The 25,006-nt window shown below is 67.5% G+C and carries 18 protein-coding genes and 8 pseudogenes; 6 read left to right on the top strand and 20 right to left on the bottom strand.

Annotation, left to right across the window (positions count from 1 at the left end):
• Window positions 1-438: 438 nt before the first annotated feature.
• From ruvB to GNX96_RS26805, 5 genes and pseudogenes are all read right to left on the bottom strand, one after another.
• Window positions 439-1,428: pseudogene (gene ruvB, locus GNX96_RS26820) on the bottom strand (Holliday junction branch migration DNA helicase RuvB).
• Between the two features lie 59 nt (window positions 1,429-1,487).
• Entirely contained in the window at window positions 1,488-1,586 is a 99-nt protein-coding gene (locus GNX96_RS67370) for a hypothetical protein (RefSeq protein WP_279581574.1), read from the bottom strand.
• On the bottom strand, window positions 1,562-2,098 hold the full coding sequence (gene ruvA / locus GNX96_RS26815) for a Holliday junction branch migration protein RuvA (RefSeq protein ID WP_279581573.1): 537 nt from the start codon (window positions 2,096-2,098) through the stop codon (window positions 1,562-1,564). The genes GNX96_RS67370 and ruvA overlap by 25 nt, the downstream gene beginning before the upstream one ends.
• A pseudogene (gene ruvC, locus GNX96_RS26810) lies at window positions 2,095-2,626 on the bottom strand (crossover junction endodeoxyribonuclease RuvC). Before ruvC ends, ruvA begins: the two are co-directional and overlap by 4 nt.
• Before the next feature lie 87 nt (window positions 2,627-2,713).
• Complete coding sequence (locus GNX96_RS26805; protein WP_163570289.1) at window positions 2,714-3,412, bottom strand: esterase/lipase family protein; 699 nt, start codon at window positions 3,410-3,412, stop codon at window positions 2,714-2,716.
• Window positions 3,413-3,631: 219 nt separating this feature from the next.
• On the opposite strand from GNX96_RS26805, the pseudogene GNX96_RS26800 reads away from it, so the two are divergent.
• A pseudogene (locus GNX96_RS26800) lies at window positions 3,632-4,986 on the top strand (MFS transporter).
• 83 nt (window positions 4,987-5,069) lie between these two features.
• On the opposite strand, the pseudogene GNX96_RS26795 reads toward GNX96_RS26800, so the two are convergent.
• From GNX96_RS26795 to pgsA, 7 genes and pseudogenes are all read right to left on the bottom strand, one after another.
• Window positions 5,070-5,820: pseudogene (locus GNX96_RS26795) on the bottom strand (YebC/PmpR family DNA-binding transcriptional regulator).
• Window positions 5,821-5,830: 10 nt separating this feature from the next.
• Window positions 5,831-6,448 (bottom strand): pyridoxal 5'-phosphate synthase glutaminase subunit PdxT, encoded by a 618-nt coding sequence (gene pdxT / locus GNX96_RS26790; RefSeq protein ID WP_279581581.1) that lies wholly within the window; start codon window positions 6,446-6,448, stop codon window positions 5,831-5,833.
• On the bottom strand, window positions 6,442-7,356 hold the full coding sequence (gene pdxS, locus GNX96_RS26785) for a pyridoxal 5'-phosphate synthase lyase subunit PdxS (protein ID WP_163570286.1): 915 nt from the start codon (window positions 7,354-7,356) through the stop codon (window positions 6,442-6,444). Before pdxS ends, pdxT begins: the two co-directional genes overlap by 7 nt.
• Window positions 7,357-7,944: 588 nt before the next feature.
• On the bottom strand, window positions 7,945-8,103 hold the full coding sequence (locus GNX96_RS26780; protein WP_163570284.1) for a hypothetical protein: 159 nt from the start codon (window positions 8,101-8,103) through the stop codon (window positions 7,945-7,947).
• Window positions 8,104-8,483: 380 nt separating this feature from the next.
• Window positions 8,484-9,647, bottom strand: a pseudogene (locus GNX96_RS26775) (glycosyltransferase family 4 protein); the annotation flags it as partial.
• A gap of 4 nt (window positions 9,648-9,651) precedes the next feature.
• Complete coding sequence (locus GNX96_RS26770; protein ID WP_163570281.1) at window positions 9,652-10,581, bottom strand: phosphatidylinositol mannoside acyltransferase; 930 nt, start codon at window positions 10,579-10,581, stop codon at window positions 9,652-9,654.
• Window positions 10,578-11,174, bottom strand: a complete 597-nt coding sequence (pgsA, locus tag GNX96_RS26765; protein ID WP_163570279.1) for a phosphatidylinositol phosphate synthase — start codon at window positions 11,172-11,174, stop codon at window positions 10,578-10,580. The genes GNX96_RS26770 and pgsA overlap by 4 nt, the downstream gene beginning before the upstream one ends.
• Before the next feature lie 237 nt (window positions 11,175-11,411).
• Here pgsA and GNX96_RS26760 point away from each other — a divergent pair.
• Together GNX96_RS26760 and GNX96_RS26755 are read left to right on the top strand one after the other, a co-directional pair.
• Window positions 11,412-13,531 (top strand): annotated as a pseudogene (locus tag GNX96_RS26760) (elongation factor G-like protein EF-G2).
• A gap of 681 nt (window positions 13,532-14,212) precedes the next feature.
• On the top strand, window positions 14,213-15,724 hold the full coding sequence (locus GNX96_RS26755; RefSeq protein WP_163570278.1) for a CehA/McbA family metallohydrolase: 1,512 nt from the start codon (window positions 14,213-14,215) through the stop codon (window positions 15,722-15,724).
• Window positions 15,725-15,932: 208 nt separating this feature from the next.
• Here GNX96_RS26755 and GNX96_RS26750 read toward each other — a convergent pair whose 3' ends face one another.
• A complete protein-coding gene (locus tag GNX96_RS26750) occupies window positions 15,933-16,160 on the bottom strand; it encodes a hypothetical protein (RefSeq protein ID WP_163570182.1) in 228 nt (75 codons plus the stop codon).
• Window positions 16,161-16,174: 14 nt separating this feature from the next.
• Here GNX96_RS26750 and GNX96_RS26745 point away from each other — a divergent pair, with 14 nt between their 5' ends.
• Window positions 16,175-16,708, top strand: a complete 534-nt coding sequence (locus GNX96_RS26745) for a polysaccharide deacetylase family protein (protein WP_279581572.1) — start codon at window positions 16,175-16,177, stop codon at window positions 16,706-16,708.
• Here GNX96_RS26745 and GNX96_RS26740 read toward each other — a convergent pair whose 3' ends face one another.
• From GNX96_RS26740 to GNX96_RS26715, 6 genes and pseudogenes are all read right to left on the bottom strand, one after another.
• Window positions 16,709-17,377: a hypothetical protein gene (locus GNX96_RS26740; protein ID WP_163570276.1), complete on the bottom strand. Its 669-nt coding sequence runs from the start codon at window positions 17,375-17,377 to the stop codon at window positions 16,709-16,711.
• A 34-nt stretch (window positions 17,378-17,411) separates the two neighbouring features.
• On the bottom strand, window positions 17,412-17,849 hold the full coding sequence (locus GNX96_RS26735; RefSeq protein ID WP_163570274.1) for a HEAT repeat domain-containing protein: 438 nt from the start codon (window positions 17,847-17,849) through the stop codon (window positions 17,412-17,414).
• Window positions 17,839-18,456 carry a hypothetical protein gene (locus tag GNX96_RS26730; RefSeq protein WP_279581571.1) on the bottom strand — a complete coding sequence of 206 codons (618 nt, stop codon included), beginning with the start codon at window positions 18,454-18,456 and terminating at the stop codon, window positions 17,839-17,841. The genes GNX96_RS26735 and GNX96_RS26730 overlap by 11 nt, the downstream gene beginning before the upstream one ends.
• Window positions 18,449-18,676, bottom strand: a complete 228-nt coding sequence (locus GNX96_RS26725; protein ID WP_163570271.1) for a hypothetical protein — start codon at window positions 18,674-18,676, stop codon at window positions 18,449-18,451. Before GNX96_RS26725 ends, GNX96_RS26730 begins: the two co-directional genes overlap by 8 nt.
• 19 nt (window positions 18,677-18,695) lie before the next feature.
• Entirely contained in the window at window positions 18,696-19,487 is a 792-nt protein-coding gene (locus GNX96_RS26720) for a hypothetical protein (RefSeq protein WP_163570269.1), read from the bottom strand.
• Window positions 19,488-20,084: 597 nt separating this feature from the next.
• Window positions 20,085-20,632, bottom strand: a pseudogene (locus GNX96_RS26715) (HIT family protein).
• A 480-nt stretch (window positions 20,633-21,112) separates the two neighbouring features.
• On the opposite strand from GNX96_RS26715, the gene GNX96_RS55460 reads away from it, so the two are divergent.
• Together GNX96_RS55460 and GNX96_RS26705 are read left to right on the top strand one after the other, a co-directional pair.
• The gene (locus GNX96_RS55460) at window positions 21,113-22,039 is read left to right on the top strand and encodes a serine hydrolase domain-containing protein (protein WP_279581570.1); all 927 of its coding nucleotides are present in this window, start codon (window positions 21,113-21,115) and stop codon (window positions 22,037-22,039) included.
• Window positions 22,000-22,860: a serine hydrolase domain-containing protein gene (locus GNX96_RS26705; protein WP_279581569.1), complete on the top strand. Its 861-nt coding sequence runs from the start codon at window positions 22,000-22,002 to the stop codon at window positions 22,858-22,860. Before GNX96_RS55460 ends, GNX96_RS26705 begins: the two co-directional genes overlap by 40 nt.
• Before the next feature lie 74 nt (window positions 22,861-22,934).
• Here the strand turns inward: GNX96_RS26705 and thrS are convergent.
• Window positions 22,935-24,922: pseudogene (gene thrS / locus GNX96_RS26700) on the bottom strand (threonine--tRNA ligase).
• Between the last annotated feature and the right edge of the window lie 84 nt (window positions 24,923-25,006).

The following is a 25,006-nucleotide window of genomic DNA, read 5'->3' as shown; positions in this document are numbered from 1 at the left end:
ATCGAGCCCGGCGGCCGGAGGCCCAGCTGCGACAGAGATTGCGGATTTGAACACTGCAGGTCGGTCGGCAGCACGGCGTCTGGGCCGCGTGAGTTTCTTGAAAGGGTCCGAGGAACAGGTGACCGGACAACAGCGCGGGTGGACGGAGCCTGCGTCGGGTGACGGATAAAGGGAAGAAATACATCAAGGCGAACAAAGCCACCACGATAAGCAGTGGGAACAAGGTGCTCGCTGAAGAGGACGTGCTAGCGGCCGCGATAACCACGTGGAACCTTTCGTCGAATTCCGCCCTGATCGCGCGAAGTCTAGTCAGCCGCGCGAGACGGAAATCAGCGGACCGCCGTTAGCCGCAAACGGACTCACTCGGTCACGCCGTGTATTGCAGCCCGCCGGACGACGGGCCTTATATAACTCTGATCAACCGCAGGTGTTGCTGAGTTACGGCCGCCCGCCAAACAGATCGAGCGTGCCGTCTCCTGCCGAGGGTACCCGGCCGAGGTGATGCCAGGCGGCCGGAGTCGCAACTCGGCCACGGGGAGTACGCGTCAGCAGGCCGGCACGCACCAGAAACGGCTCAGCGACCTCCTCCACCGTCTCCGGCTGCTCACCGACAGCGACCGCGAGCGTGGACAGGCCGACCGGGCCGCCGTGGAAAGACAGCACCAACGCGTGCAGCACCGCCCGGTCCAGCCGGTCCAGCCCCAGCTCGTCGACCTCGTACACCCGCAACGCTGCCCGGGCGACCGTGCGGTCGATGCTGCCGGCCGCCCGCACTTCGGCGTAGTCACGCACCCGACGCAACAGCCGGTTGGCGATCCGCGGGGTGCCGCGGGACCGGCCGGCGATCTCGGCGGCGCCGTCGTCATGCAGCCGTACGCCCAGAATGCCGGCCGAGCGGTGCAGCACTATCTCCAGCTCATCCGGGTCGTAGAAGTCCATGTGCCCGACGAAACCCGAAGCGGTCGCGCAGCGGTGAGGTCAGCAGGCCGGACCGGGTGGTGGCACCAACCAGCGTGAACGGTTCGACGTCCAGCGGGATCGCGGTCGCGCCGGGGCCCTTGCCGACAATCACATCGACCCGGAAGTCCTCCATCGCCGAGTAGAGCAGTTCCTCCGCCGGCCGGGCGATCCGGTGGATCTCGTCGACGAAGAGCACCTCCCCCGCCTCCAGGCCGGTCAGGATGGCCGCGAGGTCACCGGACCGCTCGATCGCCGGGCCGCTGGTGATCCGGATCGACACGCCGAGCTCGGCGGCCACGATCATCGCCAGCGAGGTCTTGCCCCCAGCCCGGGCGGCCCGGACAGCAGGATGTGATCCGGCGGTTTCTGCCGCAGCTGAGCGGACTTCAGCAGCAGGTCCAGCTGTTCGCGCACCCGCGGCTGGCCGATGAACTCGGTGAGCTGCCGCGGCCGCAGGCTCGCTTCCATCTCCCGCTCGGCGGGCTGCGCGTAGCTGGCGACGATCTCCTCGCCGTCGAAGGGATCCGTCATTTGCGCCCAAGTCGCTGGATCGCGCCCCGCAGCGCGGTGGACACCTCCGGCGCCGAGCCGTCGGCCGGCGTCACCGCGTCCAGGGCGCCGTCCACGTCCTTGCCGGTGAAGCCGAGGCTCCCGAGGCCGGCGCGGACCTGCGTACGCCAGGAGGCCTCACTCTGCCGGCCCGCCACCGGAACGCCGTTCGCGGAACTCGTGGTGAACGCGCCGATCCGGTCGCGCAGCTCGACGACGAGTTTTTTTCGGCGCCCTTGGGTCCCAGTCCAGGCGCTCGGGTGAGGGTCTTGTGGTCGCCGGTGGACACCGCGCGGCGGATCTCGTCGGGGCTGAGCACGGCGAGGATCGCGCGGGCGACCTTCGGTCCGACGCCGTTCGCGGTCTGCAGCAGCTCGAAGAGGTCACGCTCCTCGTCGTCCGCGAAGCCGTACAACGTCAGCGAGTCCTCGCGGACGATCAGGCTGGTAGCGAGCCGGCCGGGGCTGCCGGTCCGGAGGTTGGCCAGCGCGTGTGGCGTACACAGGACCGCGAGGCCCACTCCGCCCACCTCGACCACCGCGTGGTCGACCCCTATCCGGGCCACCGTCCCGGACACCGACGTGATCATCGCTTCACTCCCTGGGCGCGCTGGGCCAGCGCGATCTGCTCCTGCATCTTGGTCTGCATGGGTGTTCGCCAGCAGTGGCAGATCGCCAGCGCGAGCGCATCCGCCGCGTCCGCGGGCTTGGGCCGCTCGGTGAGCTTCAGCAGCCGGGTGACCATGGTCGTGACCTGCGCTTTGTCGGCCCGGCCGTTGCCGGTCACGGCGGCCTTGACCTCGCTCGGTGTGTGCAGGGCGACCCGTACGCCGGCCCGCGCCGCCGCGGTCAACGCGACCGCGCCGGCCTGCGCCGTGCCCATCACGGTTCGTACGTTGTGCTGGCTGAACACCCGCTCGACCGCTACCACGTCAGGTCGGTATTGCGATCGCGGCGGTAAAAGCCAAGTCCAACGCCAGCAGCCGGGCTCCGATGTCCGCGTCCGGCGGGGTCCTCACGACCTCCACGTGGACCAGCTTGCACCGGCCGCCTGGGCCGCCGTCGACTACCCCGACACCGCATCGCGTCAAGCCAGGGTCGACGCCCAGCACCCGCACCCTGTGCCACCTCTCGCCGCCCGCCGAACACCCGTTCGACACGCTACCGGTCGGGCGGTCGACGGCTCCCGCCGACACGCCCGCCGGTCAGCGGCTCAGCTGTTCAGGAAATCGGCGGCGGTGTCGATGAACGTGTAGTTCTTCGGCAGGTTCAGGTGCCCTGTGCAGTCGGCGTCGATGCTCAGATTGGTCGCGCCAGTGAGGATCACGCTGTCGTCCGGCACCAGCAGGTCGCAGTGGTACGGGCTGCGCAGCGTCTCGTACTTGGTCGGGCCAGGTGTCGGGTTGCCGCTGTTGAGGACCTGCAGCATCGGCGAGTTCGGCTTTCATGTCGTCGCACGAGTCGTAGAACCCGCAGAGCACGGCCCCGCTGACGCCGTGGTTGGGGCCGCCCAGCGACACCCAGTGCGCGACATTGGCCGTACCGCCCAGGCTTTTGAGGTAATAGCGCGACGACAGCGACCCCATCGAATGGGCGACGATGTCGACCTTCGCCGCGCCGGTCGCCTTCTTCAGCCGGTCGACCTCAGTCGCCAACTGCTGCGCGGTAGTGACGTTGCTTTGCTTCCAGTCGTACGTCCACACGTCCAGCTGCTGCGCGGTCCAGCCGCCGGACTCGAACTGGGTGACCATGTTGTCGAAGACGTGCTGCTGTCCGGAAACGTGCGCGAAGCCATGCACGAAGATCACCGGCAGGTGAGCCTGCGCGGCGGCGACCGGAACGGCCATCGCGGTCGCGGTGAGGACAGCGAAAAGTGTGGCCAGGGCCCGGATCAGGGCTCTCATGGATGGTTACCTCTCGGTCGGGATTTCTCGGAGGCATGAGAGCTTATCCGGATATTTCCTAGTCAAACGCTGACAAATGTCAGGACTATTGAGCTATCCGTCCGCTTCGTCAAGTAAACGCTTCTTGACACGGCGGTGTGACCCCTGTCACGGTCGTACGGACCGACTGGTCAGTTTGCCTCGCGCGCCAGCCTCCTCCCACCCGCAAGGAGACTTCCGATGGCCACTACCACTATCGCCGAGAAGCCGCGTTCGCTCGGAAAGCTGATGGCCGCCGGCCTGATCGGCAGTTCCATCGAGTGGTACGACTTCTTCATCTACGGGACCGCCGCCGCGTTGGTCTTCGGGAAGCTGTTCTTCCCGTACGCGTCCCCGCTGGTCGGCACGCTGTTGGCGTTCAGCACCTTCTGGGCTGGCTTCATCGCGCGGCCGATCGGTGGGCTGATCTTCGGTCACATCGGTGACCGCATCGGCCGCAAACCCGCACTGGTCGCCTGCCTCGCGATCACCGGCTGCGCGACCTTCCTGATCGGCCTGTTCCCACCGCCGCCACCATCGGCGCCCTCGCGCCTGTTTTGTTGGTGTCATTGCGTTTCCTGCAGGGCATCGCGGTCGGCGGACAATGGGGTGGCGTCACCTTGCTGTTGACCGAAAGCGCCAGCTCACGCAATCGCGGCCTGGCCGGGTCGTTCTGTCAGATGGGCGTACCTATTGGGGTTATTCTGGGAAATGTCGCGTTCCTGGTCGCCAGCGCGTCGATGAGCGCGACTTCTTTCGGTTCTTGGGGATGGCGGGTGCCGTTCCTTTTCAGCGCGTTGCTTTTCCCCGTACTCGCCTTCATCCAACTGCGCTTCGAGGACACTCCGGCATTCAAGGAACTACAGGCCCAGCGCGCCGCTTCACCTTCCGCGGCCGCCAAATCGCCACTGCTGGCGGTCATTCGCCAGCACTGGCGACCCATCCTGTTCGGCGCCGGGCTGCTTTTCGCCTGTAACTCGATTTTCTACGTCAGCATCTCCGGCCTGCTCGACTACGGCACTCGAGCACTGCACCTGGACCGCAACGGCCTGCTGCTGATCGTGCTCATCTCGTCCGCGGTGAACGTCGGCATCATCATGCTGTCCGGCAAACTCTCCGACCGGCTCGGCCGTCGCCCGCTGATCCTGGTCGGCGCCGTCATCCTGACCCTCTGGGCATTCCCGATGTTCTGGCTCGTCGACACCGCGTCGCTCGGCCTGATCCTGGTCGCGGTCACCGTCGGCGGCTTCGGCTCCAGCCTCATCTACGGCCCACTCGCCGCGTACCTGAGCGAACTGTTCCGCCCGGAGGTCCGCTATTCGGGCGCTTCACTCGCGTACCAACTGGCGTCGATCCTGGTCAGTGGCGGCACGCCGTTCCTGATGACCGCCTTGCTGGCCGCCACCGGGACCTCCGCTTCGGTTTCCGCATTCCTGGCTTTGATGGCCCTCTGTACGTTGGGTTCGGCTCTCCTGTTGCCCGAAACCATCGGCGCCAAAGCCTCGACCGCCGCCGCCGCCGCCGCCGCGGCTGCCACACCCGCGCCGAGCGCCTGATGTGGGTTCTAAGTTGATCAAGGAGAGGTGGTGCACTTTCTCCGAGAAAGTGCACCACCTCTCCTTGATCAATAAGAATCTGGTTAGTCGACGGAGGCCATGACCTCGTCGGAGACGTCGAAGTTGGCGTAGACGGTCTGCACGTCGTCCAGGTCCTCGAGGGCCTCGATGAGCTTGAAAACCTTGGGTGCGCTGTTCTCGTCGAGCTCGACGTTCACGCTCGGTACGAAGCTGGCCTCGGCGGAGTCGTAGTCGATGCCGGCGTCCTGCAAGGCCTTGCGGACCGCGACCAAATCGGTGGGCTCGCTGACGACCTCGAAAGACTCACCGAGGTCGTTGACCTCTTCGGCACCGGCCTCCAGCACGGCCATCAGCACGTCGTCCTCGGTGAGGCCGGCGGACGGCACGAGCACGACGCCCTTGCGGGTGAACAGATACGACACGCTGCCGGGGGTCGGCCATCTGGCCGCCGTTGCGGGTCATCGCGGTCCGTACGTCGCCGGCGGCGCGGTTGCGGTTGTCCGTCAGGCACTCGACCATCACGGCCACCCCCGACGGGCCATATCCCTCGTACGTGATGCTCTGGTAGTCGGCGCCGCCGGCTTCCAGCCCTGCGCCGCGTTTGACCGCGCGGTCGATGTTGTCGTTCGGTACGGACGTCTTCTTCGCCTTCTGGACGGCGTCATAGAGCGTCGGGTTGCCGGCCAGGTCACCGCCGCCGGTCCGGGCCGCGACCTCGATGTTCTTGATCAGCTTGGCGAACATCTTGCCGCGCCTGGCGTCGATGACGGCCTTTTTGTGCTTCGTGGTCGCCCACTTTGAGTGGCCGGACATCACACGCCTCCTACTGTTGCTCTCGAACCATCTCCACGAAGAGCGCGTGGATCCGCCGGTCACCGGTCAGCTCCGGGTGGAAGCTGGTGGCCAGCAGCGCTCCCTGCCGGGCCGCGACGATCCTCCTACCGTCGGCCGGACCGCCGGAAATCCGGGCGAGCACTCGTACGTCAGCGCCAGCCGACTCCACCCACGGCGCCCGGATGAACACGGCGTGAACCGGCTCACCTTCCAATCCTACGACCGGTACGTCCGCGGAGAACGAGTCGACCTGCCGTCCGAACGCATTTCGGCGTACGACAACGTCCATCCCGCCGAAGCCCTCGTGATCCGGGCGGCCGTCCAGAACGGTGTTGGCCAGCATGATCATGCCGGCGCAGGAGCCGTACGCGGGCATGCCGGCGGCGATGCGTTTGCGGATCGGGTCGGTGAGGTCGAAGATCCGGGCCAGCCGGGAGATGGTGGTCGACTCGCCGCCGGGGATCAGCAGCCCGTCGACGCCGTCCAGCTCGCTGGCGCGGCGTACCGGTACCGGGTCCGCGCCGGCGGCGGCCAGCGCGGACACGTGCTCGCGTACGTCACCCTGCAGGGCGAGGATGCCGACCGAAGGTCGCGTACTACTCACCAGCCGCGGGTGGCGAGCCGGTGGTCGACCGGCAGCTGCTCGACGTTGATGCCGACCATGGCCTCACCCAGGCCACGCGACACCTTGGCGATCACGTCGGGGTCGTCGAAGAACGTGGTCGCCTTGACTATCGCCTCGGCACGCTGCGCCGGGTTGCCGGACTTGAAGATGCCGGAGCCGACAAACACACCCTCGGCGCCGAGCTGCATCATCATCGCCGCGTCCGCCGGGGTCGCGATGCCGCCGGCGGTGAACATGACGACCGGCAGCTTGCCCGTACGAGCGACCTCGGCGACCAGCTGGTACGGCGCCTGCAGCTCCTTGGCGGCCACGTACAGCTCGTCCTCGGGAAGGCTGCTCAGCCGGCGGATCTCGGCGCGGATCTGCCGCATGTGTGTGGTGGCGTTGGAAACGTCGCCCGTACCGGCCTCACCCTTGGAGCGGATCATCGCCGCGCCCTCGGTGATCCGCCGCAGCGCCTCGCCCAGGTTGGTCGCGCCGCACACGAAAGGAACCGTGAACGCCCACTTGTCGATGTGGTTGGCGTAGTCGGCCGGCGTGAGGACCTCGGACTCGTCGATGTAGTCAACGCCGAGGCTCTGCAGCACCTGCGCCTCGACGAAGTGGCCGATCCGGGCCTTGGCCATCACCGGGATGGAGACCTGGCTGATGATGCCGTCGATCATGTCCGGGTCGGACATCCGGCTGACGCCGCCCTGCGCGCGGATGTCCGCCGGCACGCGCTCCAGCGCCATCACCGCGACCGCGCCGGCGTCCTCGGCGATCTTGGCCTGCTCGGGAGTGACCACGTCCATGATCACGCCGCCCTTGAGCATCTCCGCCATGCCCCGCTTGACCTGCTGCGTCCCGACCTCGCGGTCGGCGGGAGTCTCAGTTACGGAAGCGGACACGCTCTCACAGCCCTTCGACACGTTGTTCGCGGCCGGCGCTGCTGCCCGCCACTCTACTGTCGTCAACTGTACTAGTACGGCTGTACACTGTCACCCCACACACTTGTGTTGCCGCCATCACTCCGATTCGGTGTCGGAGTGCCGGAGCGGCGCCGGAGTCGGTGTCGAAGTTGTTGATCTTGTTCAGTTTGCCTACCCCAAAAGGACAATTCAGGCCCATGCCCGTTTTGGGTAGGCAAACTAAGCAAGATCAACAACGAATCTCACTACCAGTAGCAACAAGCACGTGACTGGGTGACGTTGAGTGTTGCGGGCTGCTGACGTGCGTCGCGCTCGTCCCCCTGCGCGGACCCAGGCCGCTGGCTATCTCGCCGACCCGCGAAAAGACCCAGGTGCGGCGCGAAACTGTCGTACCCAACCGCAAAAGTTGCCCCCACCCAGTGACGGGCGGGGGGGGGGGTCGAGAGGCAAATTTGCAATTTTTAGTGGACGTCGGTCCTCAAACCCACCCCCCGCCCGTTCAAGGGAGGGGGCTAGAAAACAGCATCGGTACGACAGTTTCGCGCCGCAGGACTGTTTTCGAACGGCTCAAGGACTCCGGGTACGGCCGGGAAGGGAGTCGTCGATGTCGAAGTAGCGGGGCGCGGGCGTGTGGCCGGCGAGGCCGAGGGCACGGGGTAGGCGGCGACGGCGCAGGGCCAGCGAGTCGCGTACGGCGTCGTTGTAGATCTGCCGAGCGACCAGCATGCGGCTCGCGACTGCCGTGACGGGCCCGAGTCGCGGGTCACCCGGGGGCCACCGGAGCGCACAGAGGTGGCGGGTCAGGTCGTTCTCGACCAGCTCCCGGTGTTCGAAGTCCGCGGCGAGCGCGGCTCGTACGGCATCTAGCAGCGGTTTCGCGTGGTCGTCGGCAAGAACATGGTCGCGGGCGAGTGCGTCGGCGTCGCGGCGGCCCGTCGGACGAGCTGCGCGTCGAGCGAGGCGCGGGCGGCCTCGCAGCGGTCGTGCAGGCGGTCCATCCGGTACGCCGTCCAGCTCCGGTAGACCAGCAGCGCGAAAACCGCCAGCACCCCAGCGACGGCGAGCCACCCGAAGATCACCGCGCGGCGGCCGTGAGGACCCCGCCGCCGCGCGGCCACGACCAGCTCGTACACCTCGACGACTCGCTCGGCGACCACCGACCAGTCGAAGGCGCCGACGCTCGCCGAGGCCCGCAGCGCGAGGTCGGCGCGTACGTCCGCGTCGTCCAGCAGCCGATCCAGCACGCCCGCGAGATCGGCCGCATCGCCAGCCCGGAACAGCCGCCCTGTCGGTACGCCGCTGCCGTCGTTGAGCACCTGCCGGAACGCGTCCAGGTCACTCGCGACCACCGGCGCGCCGGCCGCCGCCATCGCCTCGGCCAACACGATCCCGAAGGACTCACCGCCGGTGTTCGGCGCCACGAACACATCCACACTCCGCAGCATCCGCTGCTTGTCCCCCTCCGAGACAGCCCGCAACCGCGCCCCCGCCGTTGGCCGGGGCAGCACGACGATGCGATCGAGGATGTCGGTGCGGCGGGTGGGGGGACCATCGCAAAGATCGGCCGGATCGCCGGGGCCGGCGACCAGCAGACGCAAGGAAGGGCGGCGGGCGGCGAGCCGGACGTACGCGTCGGCCAGCACCGGAAATCCCTTCCGTGGCTCGGTGAACCGGCCGAGGAAGCCGATCGCGCCGCTGGCGCCGGGCCAGCCGGGCAGCGGCTCGGCGGCCGCGAGGGTCCGGACGGCGACCCCGTTCGGGATCTCTACTCCGCCGCCGGCCAGGTGTTCGACCTGCACCTTCCGGGCGGACGGCGACACCGCGATCCGGCCGGTGATCCGCTCCAGCACCGGCTGCAGGAAGCCCTCGGCGGCGGCCAGTGCTCGCGACCGTTCGACCGAGGTGTGGAAGGTGGCCACGATCGGGCCGCGGCCGGCCAGACACGCCAGCAACGACAGGCTTGGCGCGAGCGGCTCGTGGACGTGCAGCAGGTCAAAGGGCAGGCCGTCGACGCCCGCGCGCAGCCACCGGCGTACGCGTGCGAGCGCCACCGGACCGAGGCCGAGCCGGGCCACCGAACCGTTGTAGCGGACCGCGACGGACTTTCCGGCCGACACCACGTACGGCGCCAGCGCGGCCAGGTTCTCGGCCGGCGCCAGCACACTGACCTGGTGGCCGCGTTCGATCAGCGCCTCGGCGAGACCGCGGACGTGGCTCTGCACTCCTCCGGGGACGTCGAAGGAGTAAGGGCAGACCATTCCCACCCGCACGGCGTCACTGTGCCGCGGGAAGGGCCGCGGGGAGGTCTGTGGGGAGGTCTGTCGACCAGACCTTCTGCAACATGTGCCAGTCGGCTGGATGCGCCCGGATGCTGTCCGCGAAGGCGTCCGCCATCTGCTGGGTCATCGCCGCCACCGCGGTACGTTCGTCCACATCGGGCGGTGGGACGATCGGGCCGACCAGGTTTCCGGCGGTCACCCCGTCCTCGTACCAGAGCTGAGCGACGATCAGTGGCGCGCCGGTCCGCACCGAGAGCCGGGCCGGACCGGGCGGCATCCTCGCGGTGGAGCCAAAAAAGTCGACGTCGATCGAGCTGCTGGAAAGGTCACGGTCGGCCAGCAAACAGACCACCTGACCATTCGCCAGCCGCTCGGCGAGAATGTCCATTGTGGACCGATCGCCGCCGGTCAGCGGCAGGATGTCGATTCCAATCGACGCTCGATAAGCAACAAAGCGGTCATAGAGAACCTCTGGTTTTAGCCGCTGCTGCACCGAAACGACGGGCATCGCGCGGTACGCGGCCCAAGCGCCGGCATGATCCCAGTTACCCGAATGCGTCAGCGCGACAATGACTCCCTGGCCGCCGGCGTGCAGTTTGTCGAGCAGCTCGGGGTTGGCCATATCGAGCGTGTCATGCAGCGTTTTCAAGGGAATGGAGGGAAAACGAAACGCCTCCATCCAGTAGCGGCCGTACGAGCGAAGGCCGTCGCGGACGAGCAGTTCCATCTCGTCCTCGCTGATTTTTGGTCCCACCACCCGGCGAAGATTGACCCGCAACTGCTGCGCGCCTTTTCCGTTCTTGCGAGCGCCCCGATCGGCGGCGATACGGAACAGAGCGGCCGCCATCGGCTTGGGCATCGCGCGTACGAGCCGCCACCCGGCCAGGTAGCCGGCCGCCGCGAGCGACTCCGCCAGCCGGCTCATCGGGCCTGCAACCAGACCGCGTACATCCGCTGCCCGACCGTGACCACACAGGCGACGGCCATTAACCAGAGCCCGACCTCCAGCGCGTACGGCACCCCAAAAGCCTCCAACAACGTGATGACACCGATCGCGATCAGCCGCTCGCCGCGCTCGGCGATGCCGACCTCGCAGGTGTATCCGAGGCTCTCGGCACGCGCTTTGACGTACGAAACGGTCAAAGCGCCGCCCAGGCTGACGATCGCGCCAGTCGCCGCCACCGGCCGGTGCACGCTCGCGAGGTAGAAGATCAGCGACCCGAAGATCGCCGCGTCCGCGATCCGGTCGGAGGTGGAGTCCAGGAACGCACCCCATTTCGAGCTTTTCCCACTGGCCCTCGCGACCGCTCCGTCGAGTACGTCGGTGAAGGCGGAGATGGTCACGACGATGACGCCGAGCAGCAGATAGCCGCGGGCGGCGAGACCGATGGTGCCGATCAGGACACCGATCAGCCCGGCCACGGTGAGCGCGTTGGGGCTGACGTGCGCGCGTGCCAGCGCGCGGCCGACCGGTGCCAGCGCGGCTGACACCCGGGCGCGGGCGAACACGTTGAGCATCGTCACCCCGATCCGAGGTCGGCCCGACCGGGCTGGACTTTCGCTCAGCCTAACCGCGACCGAAGAAGGCGCAGCAGAGGTGCTTCGTGGGGTTGTCCCGAGCGCCCATCGGGTGTGGGATCGATCACACGTCGGTGAACGCGATCGGGAGGCGATTCGAATGGCGGGTAAATCAGCGGAGTCAGGGCAGGTGAGCAGCGCCGGCAAGGCAAGGCCGGTGCCGGGTCGGCCGCGGCGATGGCCGCGGACGACCCGACGAAGGTGCGCGCACGTCGTACTTGTCGGCCATTCCGGTGCGGGCAAGACCACGCTGGCAGAGGCGCTGCTGGCCGCGTCCGGCACGATCGGCAGGCCGGGCAAGGTGACCGAGGGCACGACGGTTTGCGACTTCGACCCGGCCTCGATCAAGCAGCAGCGCGGTCGGTGGCACTCGCCCTCGCCCCACTGCTGCACCAGGGCGTCAAGATCAACCTCTTCGACACTCCCGGGTACGCCGACTTCACCGGCGAGCTCAGAGCCGGACTCCGCGCCGCCGACGCGGCGCTTTTTGTTGTGGCGGCACCGGAAGGTGTCGACGCGACGACGACGTCCGGCCTGTGGGCGGAGTGTGCCGCGGTGGGGATGCCACGCGCGGTGGTGATCACCAGACTGGACCACCCCCGCGCTGACTTCGACTCGGCCGTCGCGGCCTGCCGTGGCGCTTTCGGCGACAACGTGATGCCGCTCTACCTGCCGCTGGACCTCGGCGACGGGCCGGCCTCCGGGCTGCTGGGCCTGCTGACCCAACAGGTCTTCGACCACTGCGGCGGCACCGCCGACCCCCATGTCCACGATCCCGACGAGGAACAGCGGGGACGCATCAGCGACGCGCGTAACGAGCTGATCGAGGGAATCATCGCGGAAAGCGAAGACGAGTCCCTTATGGACCGCTACTTGGAGGGCGAGGACCTCGACACCGGGGTCCTGATCGATGACCTGGAAAAAAGCGACCTCCAAGGGCACCTTCTATCCCGTGCTCCCCGTCAGCGCGCTCACCGGCGCCGGCCTGACCGAGCTGCTCGACGGCATCGTCGCCGCGTGCCCGACGCCCGGCGAGCGGCCGCTGCCGGCGGTGACCACGCTCGACGGCAAACCCGGCCCGAAGATCAGCGCCGACCCGAACGGCCCGCTGGTCGCCGAGGTCGTGCGGACGAGCATTGACCCGTACGTCGGCCGGGTGTCGCTCGTACGCGTCTTCTCCGGCACCCTGCGCCCGGACCGGCCGATCCACGTCGCCGGCCACGGCATGGCGGACCGCGGCCACGAGGACCACGACGCCGACGAGCGAGTCGCACATCTGCAGTCGCCGCTGGGCTCGACGCTGCGCGAGGTCCCGTACTGCGTCGCCGGCGATGTCTGCGCCCTGACCAAGGTCGCGTCCGCGGAAACCGGCGACACCGTCTCGGACGCGGAGAATCCGCTGCTGATGGAGCCGTGGCGGATGCCTGAACCGCTGCTTCCCGTTGCCGTCGTCGCGAAAACTCGCAGCGACGAGGACACTTTGGCCAAAAATCTGGCAAAACTGGTCGCTGGCGATCCGACGCTGCGACTGGAACGCAATGCCGAGACGCATCAACTCGTATTGTGGTGCATGGGCGAAGCGCACGCTGATGTAGTGCTCGACCGCCTCAAGAGCGGCGGCGCGGACCTGGACACCGAGCCGGTCAAGGTGCAGTTCCGGGAAACTTTCGCCGGCCCGGCCAAAGCGCGCGGCCGGCATGTGAAAACAGTCCGGCGGGCACGGCCAATACGCCATCTGTGAGATCGAGGTCGAACCGCTGCCCACTGGCGGCGGTTTTGAGTTCGTCGACAAGGTCGTCGGTGGATCCGTACCGCGACAGTTCATTCCCAGCGTGGAAAAAGGCATCCGCACCCAGATGGAACGCGGCCTCTCCGCCGGCTCCACGGTCGTGGACATCCGGGTAACTTTGGTCGACGGCAAAGCACACAGCGTCGACTCCTCCGATGCCGCCTTCCAAGCCGCCGGCGCCCTCGCGTTGCGGGAAGCCGCCGCGGCCGGCGCGGTCAGTCTGCTGGAACCGGTGGATGACGTGGCCGTCAGCGTGCCGGACGAATTCGTGGGCGCTGTCATGGGTGACCTGTCCGGGCGGCGCGGGCGCGTCCTCGGAACCGAACCCGACGAGGCGACAGACGAACGTACGGTCATCCGGGCCGAAGTCCCCGCTTCCGAGTTGCTGCGATACGCGGTCGATTTGCGGTCCATTACGTCTGGGACGGCATCTTTTACGCGAACATTTATCCGCTACGAACCGATGCCACAACATTTGGCGACAAGCCGCGGGCCGGCTGATAGCTGATCTGGCGGGTACGCGAGTGGGTGCCCTGGTTAAAGGCGGTGGCCGCCGCGGAGGTGAGCGCCCTGGTTAGGAGCGGTGAGCGCGAGGGAAATGAAAGCCCTGGTTAAAAGCGCTTGCCGCGAGGGTGCGGCGCCTCGTCTACCAGCCATGGGAAAAGCCTACCCCGCCACCAAAAACCGGTGGCGGGGTAGGCTTTTCCCATGGCTACTGCCGATGGCCCCCTATTTCTCTGGCGCCTTCGGCGCGGCGCGGCGCCGTCGACTACGGCTACGAGCGTCCGCCTTCCGGGCCCCGCAAAGAGCGCGGGGCCTGGAAGGCGGACGCTCCTGCCGGAGGGGCGACAACATCGGCCTGGCGGCCGATGGGCGCGGGCACGGGGTTGATTTTTACCAACGCTGGCACCACTCACTTGCCGCACCCACCGTTCTCACCCGTGCGCGACCGTCACCTCCAAACCACAGTCGGCCACCTTCACTGAGGGCCGGCTCACCTGGATCCGCCCATTCGCTCGTACCAATGCCTCCCCCAGCGCCACCCCACCCCGTCCTGAAGGTGCCCGAGAAAGAGGTGATTGGCCTGGTCAGGCCACCGACGATGGGGGCAGATTTCACCTGTTGGTGGTTCCCTGGTCGACGGTCGGGCTTAGCGTCGGACGAGGCGATCATCGATGCGGAGGAATGCATGTCTGCTGGGAACGTGAGTCGGCGCAACCTGCTGCGGGCTGGTGGGGTCCTGACGGCTGGGGCGGCGGTGAACCTGCTGCCGGGTGTCGCGTTCGCGGACGCCGCGTCCGGGACGACGCAGACGCGTACGGTCAACGGCTCGTTCGCGGCCGGCAACCCGGATTTCTACTATCTTCCCGTCCAGGTGCCGCATGGCGTGAACCAGATCGACGTCGTCTACTCGTACGACCGCCCGACCGTGCCAGCCGGGACGCGGGGCAATGCCTGTGACATCGGCATGTTCGGGCCGGAGGGCATCCAACTGGGCAACCAGCGTGGTTTCCGCGGCTGGTCCGGCGGTTTCCGGGACCGGTTCACGATCTCCGCGTCGGACGCGACGCCGGCCTACATCGCGGGGCCGATCACCCCAGGCACCTGGCACGTCATCCTCGGGCCGTACACGATCGCCCCGCAGGGGCTGAACTACCAGGTCGAGATCACGCTGACGTACGGGCCGCAGGGCAAGTCGTTCCACCCGAATCCGGCGCCGACCACCGCGCCCAAGAAGCAGCGCGGCAAGTCCTGGTATCGCGGTGACTCGCACCTGCACACTGTCTACTCCGACGGCAGACGTACGCCTGATCAGCTGGTCGCAGCGGCCCGTGCGGCCAACCTCGACTTCATCGTGTCGACCGACCACAACACGCACAGTTCGCAGCTGATCTGGGGCAACTACGCCACCGACGACCTGCTGATCCTGAACGGCGAGGAGATCACTACCCGGTCCGGGCACTGGCCGGCGATCGGCATTCCGGCTGGTACGTGGCTTGACTGGCGCTATCGCGCATCCGACCCCGCGGACTTTCGGCGGTTCGTGGACCAGACGCACCGGGCCGGCGGGCTGGTGACCGCCGCGCATCCGTTCGCGAACTGTTTCGGGTGCACTTTCGAGTTCAACTACGACCTGGCCGACCTGATGGAGGTCTGGAACGGGCCGTGGACCGCGGACGACGACGCCACCGTCACGCACTGGGACGGGCTGCTGCGTACCGGCCGGTGGATTCCGGCGATCGGCGACTCCGACGCGCACAACCCGGAGCACATCGTCGGGCTGCCGCATACCGTCGTGCAGGCGGACAGCCTGGAGCGCAAGGCGTTGCTGCGTGGCCTGAAGGCGGGCCGGTCGTGGCTGGCCGAGTCGTCCGCGGTGACCCTCGACTTCACCGCGACCGGCGGCGGCCACGCAGCCGGGATCGGCGGCCGGGTGCCGGTGGACACTGGTACGCCAGTGACGGTCAGCGTCACCGTCGGCGGGGTTCCCGGCACCACCATCACGCTCTTCGACCAGCTCGGCCCGGAACAGTCCGTGCCAGTCCCGGCCGCCGGCAGCGCGACCCTCACGTGGACCACCTACCCGCGCTACTCCCGGTGGGTACGAGCCGAGGTCCGGCGCGCCGCCGGCAGCCCGAACACCACCCAGCCGAACGCGATGGTCGCGATGACCAACCCGATCTTCCTCGGCGAGAGCTGATCACCGACGCCCGGCAGCGGCCCCTCCTGCGCCAAGAAATGGTCACCGGAATACCTGCTTATGACCGCGGGAACTGGGGCCGTCCAGCGAGGTGGCATGCTGGTTTGCTGTGGGAACTTCACGGGGATACGAGAAGAAATCGGCGGTCATTGCGGCCGGCTTTGTGCTGCTATTAGGCGCGATAGCAGCCTGTTCCGCGCCCACCCCCTCAGCAACCATCGGCCGCGAGCACGGCTGCCGCGCCGGTCCCGGGCGCCGCACCGACCATCCCGGTGACGGCGAGCGTGCCGGGCGCGGTAACGCCTGGCGGCCTACCGGAAGTGGTGTCGCAGGGCTCGCCGGCCGGCAACCGGATCGCGCTCACCTTCGACTCGAACATGACCGCCGGCATGCTCGCCAAACTCGCCCGCAACCCGAAGATCTCGTACGCGAACACCCCGCGTCCTGGACGTGCTCGACCGGGACAACGCGCCGGCCACGTTCTTCCTCGCGAGCCTGTGGGTGCAGCAGTATCCGGCGGTCACCAGGCGCATCGCGGCGGACTCCCGATTCGAGATCGCCAGCCATTCGTACACGCACCGCGGTTTCACCAAGACGTGTTACGACCTGGGCACCTTGCCGCCCAACCAGATGGCCGCCGACGTCGAGCGGTCCTTCGACATTCTCAAGCCGTACGGCGGCCACCAGACCCGGTATTTCCGTTTTCCCGGCGGTTGTTACGACAAAACCGCACTGGAGTCGATCGCGGCCGCCGGCTGCACGGTCATCCAATACAGTGTGGTCGCGGACGATCCCTTCAACCACAACATAAATTCAATCGAGAACAACGTGCTGTCCAAGGCGAAACCGGGCGCGATCGTGGTCATGCACATCACCGAGGCGAACGCACCTGACACCGACAAAGCCTTGCCGGCGATCATCGCGGGGCTGCGCAAGCGTGGCCTGCAGCTGGTCACGCTTTCGGATCTGCTGAGCCAGAAATAGCTATTCGACGGCACTGAAAACGGACCAGGCGGCGGCCCGTACGTCCCCGTCGGGGTGCCGCCGCAACCAGCGCAGCGACGAACGCGTTGGCTGCGGCCAACCGATCCGCTCCCCGACGGATTTCAGCAGTTCCACCGCGATGAGGCCGCCAGCGAGATCACCGCGGCTGGTCAGCTGGTGCACCGCGAGCAACACCCGTCCGTTGTCGATTCGGGAGTTCTCCAGAACCGCTCCGATCTCGGCGACGGCGCGAGCCACCAGCAACGGGCGACCGGCCGCCACCTCGGCGATGTCCAGCAAGCTCCCGGTGCAACTTTCGTCGTCGAACCGGGTATCCATCGCCAACAGCCGGACCGCCAACCAGGCGAACTCCTGGTCCGTGCGCAAATCCCGCGCCGCGGTCCGCAGCACGCCCTCCGGGTAGGACCAGTCGTGCGCCGGATCTCGCAACTGCTCGGCGATCTCGGCGAGCCGCTGCCGGGCCGGCGCGTCCCGGTCCCGTTCCGCGTCGATGTCCTTGCCGGTCGCGGTGACCAGGTCGTTGATCAGCGACGGCAACAAAAAAAACTCGTTACTGGCGGCCAAACCGCCGCCAATTAACGGGAAGACCGCCCGCGGCCACTGCGGGCAGTCCAGGTCGGCGACGATGCTGGCCAGTTCCGCGGCCACCTCGGGAGCGGCGTTGCTCCACTTCGCCAAATGATCACAGGCTTCTCCGGCGACTTGGGCGTCCGGATGACGGGCCAGCCCGGTGAGCAGCCGCGCGAACCGCCCACGATGGCGTGGCGGCACCTGGTCCGGACCGGTTTTTCAGCAGTCGTACGGCCGCATCGGGCGACTCCGCGAGCGAAGCCTCCAGCACCTGCCAGGCCCGCCCGTCGTCCAGAAACGCGATCAACGCCACCGCGATGGCGGTCTTCACGTCCCGGTGCTGGTTTCGCCGCTGCCACGCCTCGGTCAGCGTCGCCAGCGCGTCCGGGCCCCGGTGCCGGGCGATCAACCGGGCGGCTTCCTTGCGCGCGGTCACTTTGGGCGCGCTCTGCAACAAGTCGGCCAGGAGCGTGGACAACGACTCGGGTGGCACCCAGCGAGCCAACCGGCCCAGCACCGGCCCGGCCACTGCCGCCTGGTCACCGTCCATGCGCTCGACCAGCAGGCGGATGGCGGCGGCCGGTTTGCGCGAGCGTACGAGACCGGCCAAACGCGGCGTTCGCCACCTGGGCCACCTCGTGGTTGAGCAACAACTGCGGAACGTCCGGTTCGCTGCCCACGGACAGGCAAACGCGTGCGTACGCGACCCGCCACTGCACCCGCGGCGCGGCGATTTCCAAGTCCACGGTCGCGAGCAGTCGGGCGTATGAACGCTGTTGGTTGGTCGTCCACCGCTGCGCGGCCTCGGCCGCGATGGGCACCCAGTTTCGTTCCGTGATGCCTAAAATACCGCTCAACGGCTGGCCGGCCAGCACCTCGCCAAGCAGGTCCGGCCGGTGCAGGGCCAGCTGGTCGAAGAACGACGGCCGGCCGTGCGCGGCTGGCACGGCGAGCGCCGACCGGTCCCAGTCGAGCAGTTTTTCCAGCCAGTGGGCACGATTGTTCGGCGAGGTCAGCAGCCACTGGACCGCCCGCTGGCACATTTCCCGCTGACCAACGCCCAGCACTCGTTCCACCAGTGCTGGCAGGCCGGTCACCTGCCAGCCGCGATCCCCCAACGCCTCCGCGAAACTCAGCACCGGCACGGCGTCATCCATCCAGCGAGGCGACGAATGACTCCCGCGCCAGGTCAAAAATCAGCTGCACCCGGTCGGCCGGCAACAGGTGCAGTTCCGAGCGCTCGGTCAGGGCGGCGACGGCGATTCGGCTGGTCGCGGTTTCCGCCGCCCAGCGGAGCAATCGCTGGCCGCGGTCCGGATGAGCGGCCAGCAGCCGGATCGCCAGCCGTACCAACTGCTGCCAGGTCGGACCGGACAAGTCCCGGGCGTTGACCGCGCTATCCCGGATCTTGGTCAGCCCGTCGACCGCGGCTGTGGTGAAACATCCGCAACGGCACCAACCCGAGTGCGCTCACCACCCATCGCCTGACCCGGTCCTGCTCAGTCCCGAGCCGGTCAAGATTATCCAGGGCGTCCGCGAAAACATGCGGATCGCCGGTGCGTCCGGCGGAGCGGATCAGCAGCCAGTAGCCGAGCATCCGTTGGTCGACATCCCAAGCCGATGTCAACGGCCCCAGTTTTCGTCGCGCTTCGGGAAAAGGCAGGTACGCGTGCAGTCGCGCGGTCAAGTCGGCATCGGCTCTTACACCCCGCAGCCGCAACATCCGGCGCACCTCGAGCTGGCGGCGCTCGCGGGGGAGCAGATCGAGCACGGACTCCGAGAGCACCGCGGTCGCCGGCTCCGTACCAGCCATCACCCCGTCCACAATGGATGGTCGGCGGCCCGGCGCGACCGCTCGGATGATTTCCAGCACCCGCCTGGAAATATCGCGGTCACCGCCGTCGGCGGCATGTACGGCTCGGCCGACGGCGATGACGTGTCGATCGTCCAGCGCGGCGATCCGGTCGGCTTGTGAGCGGGTCAGCCAGCGATCACCGCGATACCATCCGATCCGGCCCTGCCCGGTCAGCAGCCGGACCACGCCGTCGGCATCGGCGCCAAGGAGACCACCCAGCCGGGCCATGACCACCGGTGGCACCCGGCCGACCAGCCGGCTTTCCAGCACCCGTACGAAAAGTGCCGGCCGGTGGTCGCCAGCGCGGCGATCAGCTGATCGCGACCGGTCCACCAGCGCTGGCGGCCGGTGTCGTCGAGGTCGTCCAGCTCGGCGATCGCGTAGCTCAGCACCGCGTCGGGATGCTGCCGGGCCAGCGCACTCCAGCCGCCCATCGCATAGCCGAGCCGCGGCAGCCAGTCGGCCACCGCCGCCGCACTCGCCGCCGGCAGCACGGCCGCCCCTTCCCGATCGCCCCAACGGGCTCGCACGTCCGGCAGCAGCTGGTCCGCCAGCGCGGTTCGGCGGCCACGGCGCAACTCCTGGTAGACCGCGCGATGCTGGGCCATGGGCAACTGCGGCAGCAACTCGGCGAGTTGCGTGTCAGTGATCAGCGGCAAGGCTTTGGCCAGCGCATATCGCGCCACCACCGGGTCCTGGTCGCGGGCCGCCCAGGCCAGTTGGTCGACCGCCCCGGCGGCCGCCGCGAGACTGGCCGCAAGCAACCGCTCGTACCTTCCACTGAGGCCTCTGAGCTCGACAATCAGCCCGATGAGCTCGGCTTTGTCAAGGCCACGCCCGATGGCCAAGATCCGCCGCTGCCGCTCACCGAAGGGCAGCGGCTCCCACTCGGCCAGCAGGTCCGTCCCGCGGCTCACCGGCGAACGCCGATCACGCCGCCGGCCAGGCGTCGGCGAGCAGCTGCCGAGTGTCCGAGAGCAGCTGCGGAAGCACCCGGGTGTGGCCGATGACCGGCATGAAGTTGGTGTCGCCGCCCCACCGCGGCACCACGTGCTGGTGGAGGTGCTCGGCGATGCCGGCGCCGGCCACGGTGCCCTGGTTCATCCCGATATTGAAGCCGTGCGGCTTGCTGACCGCCCGGATGACCCGCATCGCGGTCCGGGTGAAGTCGGCCAGCTCGGCCACCTCGCCGTCAGTCAGGTCGGTGTAGTCGGGGACATGCCGATAGGGCACCGCCATCAGGTGACCGGGGTTGTACGGGTAGAGGTTTAGGTTAGGACTGCGTAGACGAGTTTGCCCCTGGCCAGCACCAATCCGTCCGCGTCCGGCAACTCCGGCACCGCACAGAACGGGCAGTCGTTGCCGCGATCGGGCCCCGACACGTACGCCAGCCGATGCGGCGTCCACATTCGCTGGAACGGGTCCGGCTCGCCCACCCCGGCCTGCTCGGTCGGCTCCGGCCCTTGTCCCGTTCCCATCCCCCGATCCTACGGGCGCCGCGCCCCCACCTCCCGACGCCGGGTCCACTCCCGGCCACCAGCTAGGTCGCAAAACTGTCGGTCCCCCGGCAGATCCTCAATTTGGGGGCGCCTGAATCTGGTCAGCCACCTTTTCGGTTGGACCGGCCGCGAAATAGTGCCCATCAGTCGCACCCTGCGTCCGCTTCGCGTAAGCAGCGACGGTCCAGTCACTGCAGCCTCAGTTCTGATCAGCGCTCAGATCCGCACCACCGAACACGCAGCGATCGTACGCAGGGTGACTTCGGTGATTCGTGAAATGTCGAGTTACGTGCGCCGAGCCTGGATTCACCGCAATACCGCCGAGAATCTCCGTCGCTCACGAGAAACGACAAACCCACGCCCCGCAGTCACCTTCGGTGGTGGCCGCGAATCTGTGGACGGATTTCCGCGCTGTGGACAACCGGGAAACGCCGCTCAAGGCAGGTTATATTGGTCTTCATGACAGAGCTTTACATCGCGACCGATGTCGAGGCGGACGGGCCGATTCCGGGGCCATACAGCATGATTTCGCTGGGCATGTCCGTGGCCGGCCGGCCGGACCTGAGTTTCTACACCGAGATCAAGCCGATCTCGGACGATTTCGTGCCGGCCGCGCTGGCGGTTTCCGGGCTGGACCGGGATCGGTTGGTTCGCGAGGCGCCCACCGCGCAGGAGGCGATGGCGGCGGTGGACGGGTGGATCGAGGGGCTGCGTACGATCGGCCGGCCGGTTTTCCTGGCCGCGCCGGCGGTGTTCGACGGCATGTTCGTGCATTGGTATTTTCACCGTTTCGTTGGCAAAAGCCCGTTCGGTGGCAGCGGCGCCGGCATCGACCTGCGCAGCTATTGGATGGGCATGAACGCGTGCGACTGGTCCGGTACGCATAAGAGTGTCATCAAAAAGAAACTGAGCCTCACCGGACTTCCGCATACCCATCACGCCGCGCGAGGACGCGGCCGAGTTGGCACAGGTTTTCACCGCATTGCTGGAAAGGAACAAGGATCAATGAGTGGCGGGCTGTCCGCGCTCCGGCTTGACCGGATGCATAAGGTTTTGGCCGGGCACATCGAACGCGGGTACGCGCCAGGGCTGGCGACGCTGGTCAGTCGGCGCGGCGAGGTGCATGTCGACACGATCGGCAGCAAGGCGTTCGGCGGCACCGACCCGATCCGGCGAGACACGATTTTTCGGATCGCATCGTTGACCAAACCCCTCGCGGCCGCGGCCGCGATGATCCTGGTCGAGGAATGCGCGCTGCGATTGGACGAGCCGGTCGACCGACTGCTGCCGGAGCTGCTGCCGACCGTCGAGTGCTGCGGTCGTTGGAAAGTCCGGTCGATGACACCGTGCCGGCGAACCGGCCGATCACCATACGCGACCTGCTGACCTTCCGGTCCGGACTGGGCACCATTTTTGGTCCCCCAGAACGATATCCGATCGTAAGAGACATCGTGGACAAGGACATCGCGGGCTTTCGGCCGGGAGTGGCCGGCCGGCTCTCGCAAGACTGGCTGGACGCGGTCGGCACCCTGCCGCTGATCCACCAGCCCGGCGAAGGATGGACCTACAACGTCAGCGCGACCCTGCTCGGCATCTTGATCGCCCGCGCCGCCGGGACATCACTGGAAGCGGTCCTGCGCGAGCGCCTCTTCGAACCGCTGGGCATGAAGGACACCAGTTTCAGTGTGCCGACGGAAAAACTCTCGACCGGCTGGCGACCGCGTACGGTGGACCACCCGACGCCGAGCCGAGCGTCATCGACGACACCGCCACCCTCGGCAAGCCGCCCGTCCCGTCGCGCGGACGCCGGCGGCGGCCTGGTGTCGACGCTCGACGACTACCACGCTTTTGGCCAGATGATGGCAAACCACGGGCGCTGTCCCAGCGGGCGGCTGCTGTCCCGACCGTCGGTGCAGCTGATGACCACCGACCAGCTGACCGACTCTCAGAAAGCGAACGCCGTTTTCGTTCCTGGCTGGTGGGAAAGCCACGGCTGGGGTTTCGGCCTCTCCATCGCCACCAAGCGCACCGACCTGGCCGGCGGGCCTGGCCGATTCGGCTGGGACGGCGGCTCCGGCACCTCGTGGTATTACGATCCGGTCGAGGAACTCACCGGGATTCTGTTAACCCAGCGGCAGACTTTCCCGCCGAGGTCGCCGGTCTGGCAGGACTTCTGGACCTCGGCGTACGCCGCCATCGACGACTGAGCGTCTTTAAAGCGGAACCTCGTCGGGCACCCGGTGCCCGACGAGGTTCCGCATTTTTAAGAGAGTTAGGAAACTCAGACCTGTTTGCGGGTTTTCACCGCGTCCACGATCTCGGCGACCGCGTCGTCGATGGAGATGCCGTTCTTCTGCGTGCCGTCGCGGTAGCGGAAGCTGATCGCGTCCTTGCTGACATCGTCGTCGCCGGCGATCAGCATGTAAGGCACCTTCTGCTTCTGGGCCGTCCGGATCTTCTTCTGCATCCGGTCGTCCGAGCTGTCCACCTCGATCCGGATCCGGTGCTCGCGCAGCTTCGCGGCCACCTTCTCCAAGTGCTCGACGTGCGCGTCCGACACCGGGATGCCAACCACCTGGACGGGCGACAGCCAGGGCGGGAAGGCGCCCGCGTAGTGCTCCAGCAGGACACCGAAGAAGCGTTCGATAGAGCCAAAAAGCGCCCGGTGGATCATCACCGGCTGCTGCCGGGTGCCGTCCGCGGCCTGGTATTCCAACTCAAATCGCTTGGGCTGGTTGAAATCGAGCTGGATGGTCGACATCTGCCACGTACGACCGAGGGCGTCCTTCGCCTGCACCGAGATTTCGGACCATAGAAAGCCGCGCCACCCGGGTCCGGAACCAGCTCCAGCCCGGAATCCAGAGCGGCCTGCCGCAGGGTTTCGGTCGCCTCTTCCCATTCCTCGTCGGAGCCGAGGAATTTCGGTCCCTCACCGCGGGTCGACAACTCCAGGTAGAAGTCGTCGAGGCCGTAGTCGCGCAGCAGATCCAGCACGAAAGCGAGCAGGCTGCGCAACTCGCCGGGCATCTGCTCTTGGGTGCAGTAAATATGCGAGTCGTCCATCGTCAGCCCACGCACCCGGGTGAGGCCGTGTACGACGCCGGACTTCTCGTACCGGTAGACCGTGCCGAATTCGAACAGCCGCAACGGAAGTTCCCGATACGACCGGCCACGGGACTGGAAGACCAGGTTGTGCATCGGGCAGTTCATGGACTTCAGGAAATATTCCGCGCCCTCGAGGTCCATCGGCGGGAACATGGTGTCTTCGTAGTACGGCAGGTGGCCGGAGGTCTCGAAAAAAGTGCCGTTTGGTGATGTGCGGGGTGTTCACGAACTCGTAGCCGGAGTCCTCGTGCCGTTCGCGCGAGTAGTTTTCCAGCTCCCGCCGGACAATCCCGCCACGCGGGTGGAAGATCGGCAACCCGGAGCCGATCTCGTCCGGGAACGAGAACAGATCCAGCTCGGTGCCGAGCTTGCGGTGGTCGCGTTTCTCGGCCTCCACCAGCATCGCCAAATAGGCCTTCTGCGCGTCCCGGCTTTCCCAAGCGGTGCCGTAAATCCGCTGCAGCTGCGGGTTCTTCTCGCTGCCCCGCCAGTACGCGGCCGCCGATCGCATCAGCTTGAAGGCCGCAATATGTTTGGTGGACGGCAGGTGCGGACCGCGGCAAAGGTCGCCCCACACCCGGTCGCCGGTCTTACGGTCGAGGTTGTCGTACGCGGTGAGCTCTCCCCCGCCGACCTCCATCACCTCGGAGGTGTCCACATCGGACTTGAGGTCAACCAACTCGAGTTTGTACGGCTCTCGGCGGCCAACTCGGCCTTCGCCTCGGCCAGCGACCCGTACGCCCGGCGGTGGAACCGCTGGCCGGCCTTGACGATGTCGCCCATCTTCTTCTCGATGGCGGTGAGGTCTTCCGGGGTGAACGGCTTGGGCACGTCGAAGTCGTAGTAGAAGCCGTCCCGGATCGGCGGGCCGATGCCGAGCCGAGCCTCGGCGTACAGCTGCTGCACGGCCTGCGCCATCACATGCGCGGTCGAGTGCCGGAGCACCGCGCGGCCGTCGTCGGTGTCAATCGCCACCGGCTCGACCTGCGCATCCGCCTCTGGCGCCCATTCCAGGTCGCGCAGCCTGCCGTCCACGTCCCGTACGACCACGATCGCCTTCGGACCGGAGTTGGGCAGTCCAGCCGCCTCGACCGCCGCGGCCGCCGTCGTGCCGGCCGGCACCACGAGGGTGGTGGACACGGCTGGACGTACGGGTACGGACACGGCGAACTCCCTGATGTCGGCGGTGTTACCAGCACCAACGATGCTATCGGGGCCGCCGGCCCGGCTCCTCTTCGGGCTTTGTGC

It is taken from the genome of Fodinicola feengrottensis, from assembly GCF_010993775.1.
Taxonomy (GTDB): Bacteria; Actinomycetota; Actinomycetes; order Mycobacteriales; family HKI-0501; genus Fodinicola; species Fodinicola feengrottensis.
This window is presented reverse-complemented; position numbering and strand designations above follow the sequence as displayed.